General features: G+C 61.6%; 9 protein-coding genes, 1 pseudogene and 1 riboswitch. Of the genes and pseudogenes, 7 read left to right on the forward strand and 3 right to left on the reverse strand.

Translation table 11 applies throughout. From position 1 onward, the window contains the following. Positions 1-168: 168 nt before the first annotated feature. Positions 169-265, forward strand: a riboswitch (S-adenosyl-L-homocysteine riboswitch). Positions 266-285: 20 nt separating this feature from the next. The 5 genes from ahcY (at position 286) to ACE4QZ_RS25595 (ending at position 6,945) form a co-directional block, all read left to right on the forward strand. Next, positions 286-1,695, forward strand: a complete 1,410-nt coding sequence (gene ahcY, locus ACE4QZ_RS25575) for an adenosylhomocysteinase (RefSeq protein ID WP_021783768.1) — start codon at positions 286-288, stop codon at positions 1,693-1,695. 165 nt (positions 1,696-1,860) lie between these two features. Beyond that, complete coding sequence (gene metF, locus ACE4QZ_RS25580) at positions 1,861-2,706, forward strand: methylenetetrahydrofolate reductase [NAD(P)H] (protein WP_021783767.1); 846 nt, start codon at positions 1,861-1,863, stop codon at positions 2,704-2,706. Positions 2,707-2,799: 93 nt separating this feature from the next. Next, positions 2,800-3,876, forward strand: a complete 1,077-nt coding sequence (locus tag ACE4QZ_RS25585; protein WP_021783766.1) for a hypothetical protein — start codon at positions 2,800-2,802, stop codon at positions 3,874-3,876. 169 nt (positions 3,877-4,045) lie between these two features. Beyond that, positions 4,046-4,834 (forward strand): substrate-binding periplasmic protein, encoded by a 789-nt coding sequence (locus ACE4QZ_RS25590; protein ID WP_021783765.1) that lies wholly within the window; start codon positions 4,046-4,048, stop codon positions 4,832-4,834. 218 nt (positions 4,835-5,052) lie between these two features. Continuing rightward, positions 5,053-6,945, forward strand: coding sequence for a DEAD/DEAH box helicase (locus ACE4QZ_RS25595; RefSeq protein WP_021783764.1), 1,893 nt, complete (start codon positions 5,053-5,055; stop codon positions 6,943-6,945). A gap of 140 nt (positions 6,946-7,085) precedes the next feature. Here ACE4QZ_RS25595 and ACE4QZ_RS25600 read toward each other — a convergent pair whose 3' ends face one another. The 3 genes and pseudogenes from ACE4QZ_RS25600 to ACE4QZ_RS25610 all read right to left on the reverse strand — a co-directional run. Then, entirely contained in the window at positions 7,086-7,664 is a 579-nt protein-coding gene (locus ACE4QZ_RS25600; protein ID WP_003249350.1) for a YceI family protein, read from the reverse strand. A 32-nt stretch (positions 7,665-7,696) separates the two neighbouring features. After that, on the reverse strand, positions 7,697-8,248 hold the full coding sequence (locus ACE4QZ_RS25605; RefSeq protein WP_021783763.1) for a cytochrome b: 552 nt from the start codon (positions 8,246-8,248) through the stop codon (positions 7,697-7,699). 208 nt (positions 8,249-8,456) lie between these two features. Next, positions 8,457-10,088 (reverse strand): annotated as a pseudogene (locus tag ACE4QZ_RS25610) (flavin monoamine oxidase family protein); the annotation flags it as partial. Positions 10,089-10,296: 208 nt separating this feature from the next. Between ACE4QZ_RS25610 and ACE4QZ_RS25615 the strand changes: the two are divergent. Next, entirely contained in the window at positions 10,297-10,788 is a 492-nt protein-coding gene (locus tag ACE4QZ_RS25615) for a hypothetical protein (RefSeq protein ID WP_021783761.1), read from the forward strand. Positions 10,789-10,867: 79 nt separating this feature from the next. Next, a complete protein-coding gene (locus ACE4QZ_RS25620) occupies positions 10,868-12,274 on the forward strand; it encodes an adenosylmethionine--8-amino-7-oxononanoate transaminase (protein WP_021783760.1) in 1,407 nt (468 codons plus the stop codon). Positions 12,275-12,407: the final 133 nt, after the last annotated feature.

Consider the following 12,407-nt stretch of genomic DNA (forward strand, 5'->3'; position numbering starts at 1 on the left):
GACCTGCTTGGCTAACGTGTAGCAATGATGGCAGAGCGGCTGCCTTCGCTCCATTGAACATCGACTATCGTCGCGATTAATCGACGGAAAACCTTGGGCAAGCCGGCGGGGGCAGCTATAATCTGCGCCGTTTTACATGGTTGCCCACAGCGGTGCCATGCCCGCCACCTGTCCGAGGGGCGCTGCAGCAGGCTAGGCCTGTCAGGCTCGGATGGGGCGTTGCTCGCTCCCGCGAGCGCTTAACGCACAACGGCGCCCATTCGCACATTACGAATGGAGGCTCTCATGAGCGCTGCAAACATGCCTGCTGGTTTTACCGATTACAAAGTCGCCGACATCTCCCTGGCCGCCTGGGGCCGTCGCGAAACCATCATTGCCGAATCGGAAATGCCTGCGCTGATGGGCCTGCGTCGCAAGTACCTGGCCGAACAACCGCTCAAGGGTGCGAAGATCCTGGGCTGCATCCACATGACCATCCAGACCGCCGTGCTGATCGAAACCCTGGTTGCCCTGGGTGCCGAAGTGCGCTGGTCGTCCTGCAACATCTTCTCGACTCAAGACCAGGCCGCTGCCTCGATCGCCGCCGCCGGTATCCCGGTGTTCGCCTGGAAAGGCGAAACCGAAGAAGAGTACGAGTGGTGCCTGGAGCAGACCATCCTGAAAGATGGCCAGCCATGGGACGCCAACATGATCCTCGACGACGGTGGTGACCTGACCGAACTGCTGCACAAGAAGTACCCGCAGGTACTGGACCGTGTGCACGGCGTAACCGAAGAGACCACCACCGGCGTCCACCGTCTGCTGGACATGCTGGCCAAGGGCGAGCTGAAAGTCCCGGCGATCAACGTCAATGACTCGGTCACCAAGAGCAAGAACGACAACAAGTACGGCTGCCGTCACAGCCTGAACGACGCCATCAAGCGTGGTACCGACCACCTGCTGTCGGGCAAGCAGGCCCTGGTGATCGGCTACGGTGACGTGGGCAAGGGCTCGGCCCAGTCCCTGCGTCAGGAAGGCATGATCGTCAAGGTCTCCGAAATTGACCCGATCTGCGCCATGCAGGCCTGCATGGACGGCTTCGAGCTGGTCTCGCCGTTCATCGACGGTATCAACGACGGCACCGAAGCCAGCATCGACAAGGCTCTGCTGGGCAAGATCGACCTGATCGTGACCACCACCGGTAACGTCAACGTCTGCGACGCCAACATGCTCAAGGCCCTGAAAAAGCGTGCCGTGGTCTGCAACATCGGCCACTTCGACAACGAGATCGACACCGCCTTCATGCGTAAGAACTGGGCCTGGGAAGAGGTCAAGCCGCAGGTTCACAAGATCCACCGTACCGGCGCTGGCAGCTTCGACCCGCAGAACGACGACTACCTGATCCTGCTGGCCGAAGGCCGCCTGGTCAACCTGGGCAACGCCACTGGCCACCCAAGCCGCATCATGGACGGTTCGTTCGCCAACCAGGTTCTGGCACAGATCTTCCTGTTCGAGCAGAAGTTCGCTGACCTGCCGGCAGAAAAGAAAGCCGAGCGCCTGACCGTTGAAGTGCTGCCGAAGAAACTCGACGAAGAAGTGGCCCTGGAAATGGTCCGCGGCTTCGGCGGCGTGGTCACCCAGCTGACCAAGCAGCAAGCCGACTACATCGGCGTGACCGTCGAAGGCCCGTTCAAGCCGCACGCCTACCGCTACTAAGCGGCAAGCCTTGAGCTGCACGCTGCAAGATGAGGCAGACAGTGCCATTGCCGCTTGCAGCTCAAGCACCAACGATGTTGAACGATGCCAAGCCAGGTCGGCCATCACCGATCTGGCTTTTACTTGCAGTTTGCCGCTTGAAGCTTGCTGCTTGAGGAACGCCTGATGTCACAAGAACGCCGTTACAGTTTCGAGTTCTTCCCGACCAAGACCGACGCCGGTCACGAAAAGCTGATGGGCGTCGCCCGCCAGCTGGCCACCTATAACCCGGACTTCTTCTCCTGCACCTACGGTGCCGGTGGTTCGACCCGCGACCGCACGCTCAATACCGTGCTGCAGCTGGAAAGCGAAGTGAAAATCCCTGCCGCGCCGCACCTGTCGTGCGTGGGCGACACCAAGGCAGAATTGCGCGCCCTGCTGGCCGAGTACAAGGCCGCCGGTATCAAACGCATCGTCGCTCTGCGTGGCGACCTGCCGTCGGGCATGGGCATGGCCAGTGGGGAACTGCGCTATGCCAGTGACCTGGTCGAGTTCATCCGCCAGGAAACCGCTGATCACTTCTATCTGGAAGTGGCTGCCTACCCGGAAATGCACCCGCAGGCGCGCAACTTCGAGGCCGATCTGGCCAACTTTGTGCACAAGGTCAAGGCCGGTGCCGACAGCGCCATTACCCAGTACTTCTTCAACGCCGACAGCTACTTCTACTTCGTCGAGCGGGCACAGAAGCTGGGTGTGGACATTCCGGTGGTACCGGGCATCATGCCAATCACCAACTACAGCAAGCTGGCCCGCTTCTCCGATGCCTGTGGCGCCGAGATCCCGCGCTGGATCCGCAAGCAACTGGAAGCCTATGCCGACGACACCGCCAGCATCCAGGCCTTCGGCGAAGAAGTGATTACCCGCATGTGCGAACAGCTGTTGCAAGGCGGCGCGCCGGGCCTGCACTTCTATACCTTGAACCAGGCTGAACCGAGCCTGGCGATCTGGAACAACCTTAAGCTGCCGCGCTGAAATCTTTTGGCAAAGTCTGTTTAAGAAATAAATAAGGCTTTGGTCATAGACTAAAGCCTTATTCATTTTCGGGTTAAACAGGTCTCGCCTGCCATGCAGCAACACCAACCTTCGCGCCCACAGCTTGTATACCTGGCTTTTGGCCCGGCAACCTACCATCAGGAAGCCTGCTTCAGCATCGTCAGCGCCCTCGCCCAGTTGGGCAGCGCAGCCGGCGAGGCGATGGACATTCAGGTCTACACGGACACTGCAAAGCCCTACGCCAAGCTGCCCGTTACCGTACACCTGCTGGACGAGGCCACGCGCCAGGCATGGAACGCCCCGCACGGTTATCACTTTCGCAGCAAGCATGTGCTGTTGCGCCAGGTACTGCAGGAACACCCACTGGCAGTGCTGATCGATACAGACACCTTTTTCCGCACTTCGCCGCTGAATCTGTTCGCCCGTGTGGCGCCCAATCGCCTGCTGTGCAACGCCATCGGTGCGCGCTACGGCGCTGACCAGAAGTGCCTCTTGTACAAGAACCTGCTGGCCATTCTCGAGTCCAGGGGGCTGGCAGACTGTCAGATGCCGCTCGTCAATTCCGGCGTTATAGGCCTCACTGCCGAGGACTGCGGCACCCTCGACCGCTCCATCGCCATGATGGATGAGTTCTACCCCTTGGCTCGCGAGGCCTATACCCTTGAGGAGTTCTGCCTGGCCGTGGCGGCCTACCGCAACCTGGAGCTGGCCGAGTGTACCGATGTCATCCATCACTACTGGAGCCGCAAGGCGCAGTTCCGCGCCAAGATCCAGGCCTGGCTGCGCAAGCACGATCATGACCCACTCAGCCCCTCGGCCTTGGCCGATGTTGCGCAGGTCAACGACCAACTGCCGCGGCCACCAACCCTGCACCGCCTGGGTTACAAGGCGCTGAGCCTGACCCTGCCCAGCCACGAGCGCCAGTTCGCCCGCGAGTTGTTGTATGGCTGCTATCCCTACCCCAATGAGTTCGACCGCGCCTGCGCGTCCGCCTGGTGGGACAAGGCCCTGGAAAACCTCAACGACCGCCATGGCCACATGGAGCCCGAGCGGCTGCGTCAGTGCCTGCGCCATCCGGGGTTGCGGTTATCGCTGGGCGAGCGGCGCAAGGATATCGAGGCGCATCTGCTGCGAACCACTCAAGCCTGATGTGCCCGCAAAATTCATTGTCTTGCGCGGTTTTGTGGGAGCGGGCGTGCCCGCGAAGGGAGCGACCCGATAGTTGGCACCGGCTTTGCCGGTGTTCACGGGCACGCCCGCTCCCACATCGATCGTACATGCCTTTACCGTACACCGGCCGAGCGCGTAATCTCCGGCCATGCCACATATCGCCCGTCTGTTCTGGATCCTGCTGCTCGCCAGCCTGAGCCCGTTGGCTCTGGGCGAGCGACTGCGCCTGGTGACTGATGACTGGGCGCCCTACGTGTATCAGCATGAAGGCCAGCCACGCGGTATCGACTACGAGGTCACCACTCAGGTGTTCAAGCGCCTGGGGGTCGAGGTCGAGTTGCAGTTCCTGCCGTGGAAACGCTGTCTGGCAATGATCAAGCAAGGCTTGGCCGACGGCATCCTCGACATCTTCCAGATCGAGTCGCGCCAGCCTTACCTGGTCTATGCGCCCGAGCCCTTGTCGGAGGTCGAATTCGTCCTGTTCCAGGCTCAAGCACGCCGCCATGCCGTCACCCAGCTGAAAGACCTTTCCGGCCTTACCGTCGGCACATCGCCAGGCTATACCTATGGCGCCGCGTTCAGCGAGGCCTCTTACTTCAAGCGCGAAGCCGCACCTACCCTCGAAGCCAACTTTGGCAAGCTGATGCTGGGCCGTATCGACCTGGCGATCACCGACCGCAGGGTTGGGCACCACCTGCTTAACCAACTTGGCCTGCAGCGGCAAGTCGAGGAGTTGCCGCTGGTAATAAGCCATCAAACACAGTACCTGGGGTTAGTGCGCAAACCTGGCCGGGAAGCACTGGCACTGGCCTTTGCCGAAGAGCTGCAGCGGTTCAAGCAGGAGCCGGCCTATGCAGCGATCAGCAGCCGCTACACAAGCGACACCGGAAACATTCTCAACGCCGTTGAGCAGCAGGAAAGCAGCACAGCGCGATAGCTCTGTTATACTCGGGCCTTCCCGCCCGGCTCACGCCCGGACGCTCGGCCTCGCAACAGGCATCCCGATCGGCACCGACGCCTCTTCGCGTCCAGCCTCCGTTTCCCGGATGTGCAGTGAAAGCCCAGCTGGACCGGACGCGATCGCATCTCACCGATGCCCGTCGCGCCAGGCAGAACATCCCAACGGGCCCAGCCCACACGAGAACAGGATCGCCCATGTCCTTTGCTTCCCTCGGTCTCTCCGAGGCTCTTGTCCGCGCTATCGAGGCTGCGGGCTACACCCAGCCGACCCCCGTGCAACAGCGGGCAATTCCCGCCGTGTTGCAAGGCCGCGACCTGATGGTTGCCGCACAGACAGGGACGGGTAAAACCGGCGGCTTCGCCCTGCCGATTCTCGAGCGCCTGTTCCCGGCCGGCCATCCCGACAAATCGCAACGCCACGGCCCGCGCCAGCCTCGCGTTCTGGTCCTGACACCGACCCGCGAACTGGCAGCCCAGGTGCATGACAGTTTCAAGGTCTATGCCCGTGACCTGCCACTGGTCAGCGCCTGCATCTTTGGCGGCGTTGGCATGAACCCGCAGATTCAGGCCATTGCCAAAGGCGTTGATGTGCTGGTCGCCTGCCCAGGCCGCCTGCTCGACCTCGCCGGCCAAGGCAAGGTCGACCTGGCCCACGTGGAAATCCTGGTACTGGATGAAGCCGATCGCATGCTCGACATGGGCTTCATCCACGACGTCAAGAAGGTCCTCGCCCGCCTGCCGGCCAAGCGCCAGAACCTGCTCTTCTCGGCCACCTTCTCCAAGGACATCACCGACCTCGCCGACAAGCTCCTGCACAACCCGGAGCGCATTGAGGTCACCCCGCCGAACACCACCGTCGAGCGTATCGAGCAGCGGGTGTATCGCCTGCCAGCCAGCCACAAGCGTGCCCTGCTGGCGCACTTGATCACCCTGGGCGCCTGGGAACAGGTGCTGGTGTTCACCCGAACCAAGCATGGCGCCAACCGCCTGGCCGAGTACCTGGAAAAGCAAGGCCTGACCGCCGCCGCGATCCACGGCAACAAAAGCCAGAACGCCCGCACCAAGGCTTTGGCCGACTTCAAGGCCAACAGCGTGCGCGTACTGGTCGCCACCGACATTGCTGCCCGTGGCCTGGACATCGACCAGTTACCACACGTTGTCAACTTCGAGCTGCCGAATGTCGAGGAAGACTACGTCCACCGCATTGGCCGTACCGGCCGTGCCGGTCGTTCGGGCGAAGCAATTTCCCTGGTCGCGCCAGATGAAGAGAAGCTGCTCAAGAGCATCGAACGGGTGACCAAGCAGCGCATCGCGGATGGCGACCTGATGGGCTTCGACGCCAGCCAGGTAGAAGCCGAGAAGCCCGAAGCACGCGAGCGCCCGCAGAACAACGGTCGCGGTGGCCGCAACCAGCAAGCCCGTGGCGAAGGTGGTAAAGACACCAACGGCGGCCGCAAGGACAAAGGCAAGGATAAAGGCAAAGCCAGGCAGCAAGCTGCGGCCAAGCCGGAGGACAAGGAAAGGAGCGGCGACAAGCAGCAGCAACCGCGCAAGCCGCGTGACAAGAAGCCACGCCAGCAGCAGGCCAGCAATAGCAGCGTGCCGAAGCCGCCAGCAGACCGCGACCCGGAAGAATTCCTGGACGACGAACTCGACAACTTCGGTAACCGCGCCGACTATGTCAGCCCGTACCAGGGCAAGAACCAGGGCCGCAACCGTCGCCCCGGTGGTGCTGGCCAAGGTCAGGGACAAGGCAATGGCCAACGCAGCAACGCTGGCGGCCAGGGCCAAGCCCGCAATGGCGGCCAGCCACGCAGTGGTGGCGGTGCCGGCGGAGAAAAACGCCCGCCCCGCGCCAACAACGGTGGCGGTAGCCGTCGTGATGGCGGCGGTGGCCGTGGTCGCCCTGCGCGTGACGATGCTGCCCGGCAAGAGCCGGCCGTGCGCAACCCGCGTCAGCCGGAAAAACAGCCTGTGATCATTCGCAAGGAGTCCAAGCTGGACCGCTTCCCGACGCCTGAACAACTGGATGACCTGCCAAGCCGCCCACGCGGCGAGCGCCCGGCGCTGCTGACCCGCAAGGGCTGATAGAAATACCGAGGGGGCTGCTTCGCAGCCCTATCACGACATAAGGCCGCTCCTGTAGAGGATTTCTTGATCTCTGCAGGAGCGGCCTTATGTCGTGATAGGGCCGCAAAGCGGCCCCCTCGGTCTTCAGCTGGCAGAAATTACTTCTGCTTCACACCTTCAACACTGATATCCAGGTCCAGGGTCTGCGACGTAGCACCCGGGCCTTTGATGCCAAAATCGTTCAGGTTCAGCGTGGTGGTGGCATTGAAGCCAGCGCGCTCACCACCCCATGGGTCCTTGCCTTCACCGTTGAAGGTAGCCTTGAATGTCACCGGTTTGGTGACACCGTGCATGGTCAGGTCGCCAGTCACGTCAGCAGTCTTGTCGCCAGTCGACTTGACGCTGGTGGAGACGAACTTGGCGTCCGGGTACTTCTTCACATCGAGGAAGTCGGCGCTGGCGATGTGCTTGTCACGCTCGGCGTGGTTCGACCACAGGCTGGCGGTTTTCAAGTCGACACTAATCTTGCTGGCTTCAGGCTTGGCGCTGTCCCAGCTGAAGTTGCCGTCGAAATCCTTGAAGGTACCGTGGATGAAGCTGTAGCCCAGGTGGCTGATTTTCCAGTCAACGAACGCGTGCTGGCCTTCCTTGTCGATCTTGTACTCGGCAGCCATGGCCTGGCCAGCAGAGAGCAGAGCGGTACCGAGCGCCAGAGCGGCAAAAGTCTTTTTCAACATCCTGTTCCTTCCTGTGTAATTGAGGTTGAGAGTCAAGCTTTGCGGCCCAGCATGCGAGTCAGGGTCGCGTCACGGTCGATGAAATGGTGCTTGAGCGCGGCAAGGGCATGCAGCACGGCAAAAATCACCAGCCCCCAAGCCAGCCACAAATGAACCACACCCGCCACATCTGCCTGGTCGGGCAGGTCGCTGATCAATGCCGGCACTTCGAACAGGCCAAACACCGGAATGCCGACGCCGTCGGCAGTGGAAATCAGGTAACCGGCAACCATCACTGCAAACAGCCCAAAGTACAGGACAAGATGGCCCATCTTGGCCGCCAGGCGCGTGAGCGCACCATGATTGACCGGAGCCGGTGGTGGCGGGCTGATGAAACGCCATAGCATCCGCAGCAGCATCACCGCCAGCAGCACCAGGCCGATGCTCTTGTGCAGGTCCGGGCCGGCCTTGCGCCAAGGGCTGTAGTAATCGAGGCCGACCATCCACAGGCCCAGGCCGAACAGGCCGAAGACTGCCAGTGCCACGCCCCAGTGCAGGATGATGCTGACCACGCCGTAGCGAGAAGGTGAATTGCGCAGTTGCATGTTGCGTGTTTCCCCGTGAAAGCTGTGCACAGACTAACGCGAAACTTATCGAAGAAAAGCGGAAAAAATTGCTTCGGATTATCGAGTAATCCGATATTTATTCTGTTGGCTCACCATTAAGAAAACATTAACGATAGTCGGAGAGTGAGAGTTACAGTGCCGGCCCTCAGGCTGCCAACAGGCCGGCACTGTCGATCAATCAGCCAGCCTTGGCCTGGGTATTGGATGCAGCCTTCACCTCGGGCGTGTCCGCTCCACCAAACAAGCGCTTGAAGAAGCCAGGCTTGTCCTGCTTGGCTTCCTCGGACGGCTTCGGCTCAGCTTTGACCGGCGCCTTGTCAGCCTTGTCGCCCTTGTCGGACGAACCGCCGAACATATTGGAGAAGAACCCTCCTTTGCTCTCCTTGGCGGCCGCCGCACCTGCCGTCGCAGCAACCGGCGCAACCTTGGCCGGGTCGAACGACTTGCCGGCCAACAGGTCCTGAACCTGGCCGGCCGCACGCTGGCCACTGCGCAAGGCGCCTTCCAAGGTGCCGGGGTACAGGGCATCAGTGTGCTCACCGGCAAAGGTAATGCGTTGCACCGGGCGTTCCCAAAGGCGCCAGTATTTGCTGATCTGCCCCGGGCCGTAGGCCAGGTAGGCACCACCAGTGCCCACATCAGCACTGTATCGCTTGACCTCGTAACCGGTGAAAGCACCACGGGCCTGTGGGTAGAACGCATGCAGACGGATCAGCACCTGGTCGACCATCTGCTTGTCACCAAAGGCCTGCAGCAGGCGAGCGTTGTCGCCGGACAGGTTGATCACCACGTTGGCACCACCCTTGAGCGCCGGCTCGACCCACAGCATGCCGAGGCCGGCGTTACTGAAGATTTCGCCCGACATGCGTGCACGGCTTTCCCATACGGGTTTCTTGAACTTGAGCATGATCTGGTCGCGCCAACCGTAGTTGGTGCCCTTGAGCGCCGCCAGATGTTGGCTGTCCAGGCCAGGGGTCATCTGGATCCTGGCCAGCGCGCGCAAAGGCACGGCCATGACCAGATAATCTGCCTTGTAACCGACGCTGCCGACTTTTACCGTGACCCCATCCTTGTCCTGGACAATGGCGGTAACCGGCGATCTGGTCTTGATGGTTTTCAGCTGCTTGACGAAAGCCTGGGCCAGCACCGGGCTGCCACCGGGCAGCCGCGCGGCGCGCAGGTCGCGGTCGCTGACGCCGCGGTACACGCGGTTCTGCTGGGCGAAGTACAGCAGCGACAGGCGCGACGGCTCATCGTAACGGGTGCGGATCTGCTGATTGATCAACTGACGTGCGGTGGCCGGCAGTTGCAGCTTGTTCAGCCAGGTAGAGACGTTGATCTGGTCCAGGGCGAACAGCGTGCTGGTTGCCTGCGGGTTCAGCGGGTCATCAATCGAGCGGGCCAGGTCATCGAGGGTTTTCTCGTAACGCTTGAGCGCCTCGGCAGTGGCCGGTTGCTTGGTGGCCAGGTCGCTGGCACTGAAGTACTCACCGTCGATCAGGTAACCGGGGGTACGCACAAACTCCGGCGCCGGCAGTGTTTCAAGCTTGAAACGGTTGAGGTACTGGTTAAGCACCGGCTGTGCCTTGGCGTTGCCGATCCACTCGCTGGTGGCCAGGCCCGAACGCCCACCCATGCCCGCCTTGGCCTCCAGCAGGGTCACCTGCCAACCTTTGTTCTGCAGCTCGTAGGCTGCAGTCAGGCCTGCCAGGCCCCCCCCCACGACAATTGCCGTGGGCGTCTTGTCTTTTGCCAGCGCAGCGCCGCTGGACACACCAATCAATACCAACGCGCACAGACGCACCCAAGCAGCAGCCATGTCGGCGGACTCCGAGTCAGGGGTTACAGAAACGGGGAGAGGCAGGAATGCCCCAAGAAGATGCGTTAAGAATACGTCAGGTCCGACCACCCTGCCAGCGCAGTGACATCAAGTCCTTTTGGCAACTGACATTTTTGCCAGTAGCCATGTCACAGGGTGGTAGGCGAAGCTGGCGAAGATGGCCAAACGCCCGCCAGGGGGGGTGCGCATGATCTTCGAGGAGCGTTTCAACCAAGTGGAGCGGCAGCTTCTGTTACACAGGCAGACACTTCGCACAGCCTCAGGCCTGAGCTTCCACTCCAGCAGCACGTCCTGGATCGGCTTTCACGAAGCCTTCAAGGGCGAGGACGGTACCGAGCTGGTGATTGGTGAACACAGCGAAATTTCGATTGCGTTCGCTCAAGAGGTCGACTCCCTGCGGCTGGAATACTACGTAGTCAGCGACTTTCTAGGCGAAGACCTGCACATGTTGTTCGATGCCGAGAACATCGACTATGACCTGGTTGCGCCATCCCCTCGCATTTTCTACTGGCTCACCCTCGAAGGTAGCGGCTTCCGGGACTCTCGCCCGGGCCCGATAGCTACGCACCCCTACTACCAGGTGATTGACGGCCCCTTTCGGCGCCTGACCATCTCCACCTCGCACGCGGGCACCGTGCATATCCGCAAGCTGGAATGGACCGGCACCCACCGCCATTGAACGGCAGCGGTTGTCCTGCCCTGCGGCATTGCTTAGGCTTACGCGGTCGAATCACGCCGCAAAGCCAGGAGAAGTGCCCATGGGCCTCAATGATCAGTGGATGCAACGCGACCTCAAGGTCCTGTGGCACCCCTGTACCCAGATGAAAGACCACGAGCAGCTGCCGCTGATTCCGATCAAGCGCGGCGAAGGCGTGTGGCTGGAAGACTTCGAGGGCAAACGCTACCTGGATGCGGTGAGCAGCTGGTGGGTCAACGTGTTCGGCCATGCCAACCCGCGCATCAATCAACGCATCAAGGACCAGGTCGACCAGCTCGAACACGTGATCCTGGCCGGCTTCAGTCATCAGCCCGTGATCGAGCTGTCCGAGCGCCTGGTCGCCATGACCCCGGCCGGCCTTGACCGGGTGTTCTATGCCGACAATGGCTCGTCATGCATCGAAGTGGCGCTGAAGATGAGCTTCCACTACTGGCAGAACATCGGCAAACCGGACAAGAAGCGCTTCGTCACCCTGACCAACAGCTACCACGGCGAAACCATTGCCGCCATGTCGGTGGGTGATGTGCCGCTGTTCACCGAAACCTACAAGGCGTTGCTGCTCGACACTCTCAAGGTGCCCAGCCCTGACTGCTACCTGCGCCCCGAGGGCATGAGCTGGGAAGAGCACTCGCGCAACATGTTCCAGGCCATGGAGCAGACCCTGGCCGAACACCACACCTCGATCAGCGCCGTGATCGTCGAGCCGCTGATACAGGGTGCCGGTGGCATGCGCATGTACCACCCGGTGTACCTCAAGCTGTTGCGCGAGGCCTGCGACCGCTACGACGTGCACCTGATCCACGACGAGATCGCCGTGGGTTTTGGCCGCACCGGCACGATGTTCGCCTGCGAGCAAGCCGGCATCCGCCCAGATTTCCTGTGCCTGTCCAAGGCCCTGACCGGTGGCTACCTGCCGCTGGCCGCCTGCCTGACCACCGACAAGGTGTACCAGGCGTTCTACGACGATTACCCGACACTGCGCGCATTCCTGCACTCGCACAGCTACACCGGCAACCCGCTGGCTTGCGCTGCGGCGCTGGCGACCCTGGATATCTTCGAACAGGACAATGTGATCGAGGCCAACAAGGCCCTGGCCACGCGCATGGCCACAGCCACTGCACATTTGGCCGACCATGCTCATGTTGCCGAAATTCGCCAGACCGGCATGGCCCTGGCCATCGAAATGGTTCAGGACAAGGCAGGCAAGGTTGCCTATCCCTGGCAGCAGCGGCGTGGCCTGAAGGTGTTCGAGCACGCCCTGACCCGCGGCGCCCTGCTGCGACCGCTGGGCAGCGTGGTGTACTTCCTGCCGCCGTATGTGATCACCCCCGAGCAGATCGACTTCCTCGCTGAGGTCGCCAGCGAAGGCATCGACATCGCCACCCGCGACAGCATCAGTGTCGCAGTGCCGGCCAACTTCCACCCCGACTTCCGCGACCCGGGCTAGGCCTGGCAATTCGCCACATCACTTTTCCTGTGGGAGCGGGCGAGCCCGCGAACAAAGGCGAAGCCCTTGCCAGGCACCGCGGCGCCTGATTCGCGGGCACGCCCGCTCCCACAGGGATCTGTGTCTCTCTATT

Origin of the sequence: Pseudomonas sp. DCA-1 (genome assembly GCF_046523955.1) — a bacterium.
Taxonomy (GTDB): Bacteria; Pseudomonadota; Gammaproteobacteria; order Pseudomonadales; family Pseudomonadaceae; genus Aquipseudomonas; species Aquipseudomonas putida_Y.

Coding starts and splice junctions, on each gene's coding strand:
- ACE4QZ_RS25620 (WP_021783760.1), top strand. CDS start 10,868: ATGGGCCTCAATGATCAGTGGATGCAACGCGACCTCAAGGTCCTGTGG.
- ahcY (WP_021783768.1), top strand. CDS start 286: ATGAGCGCTGCAAACATGCCTGCTGGTTTTACCGATTACAAAGTCGCC.
- ACE4QZ_RS25600 (WP_003249350.1), bottom strand. CDS start 7,664: ATGTTGAAAAAGACTTTTGCCGCTCTGGCGCTCGGTACCGCTCTGCTC.
- ACE4QZ_RS25595 (WP_021783764.1), top strand. CDS start 5,053: ATGTCCTTTGCTTCCCTCGGTCTCTCCGAGGCTCTTGTCCGCGCTATC.
- ACE4QZ_RS25615 (WP_021783761.1), top strand. CDS start 10,297: ATGATCTTCGAGGAGCGTTTCAACCAAGTGGAGCGGCAGCTTCTGTTA.
- metF (WP_021783767.1), top strand. CDS start 1,861: ATGTCACAAGAACGCCGTTACAGTTTCGAGTTCTTCCCGACCAAGACC.
- ACE4QZ_RS25605 (WP_021783763.1), bottom strand. CDS start 8,248: ATGCAACTGCGCAATTCACCTTCTCGCTACGGCGTGGTCAGCATCATC.
- ACE4QZ_RS25590 (WP_021783765.1), top strand. CDS start 4,046: ATGCCACATATCGCCCGTCTGTTCTGGATCCTGCTGCTCGCCAGCCTG.
- ACE4QZ_RS25585 (WP_021783766.1), top strand. CDS start 2,800: ATGCAGCAACACCAACCTTCGCGCCCACAGCTTGTATACCTGGCTTTT.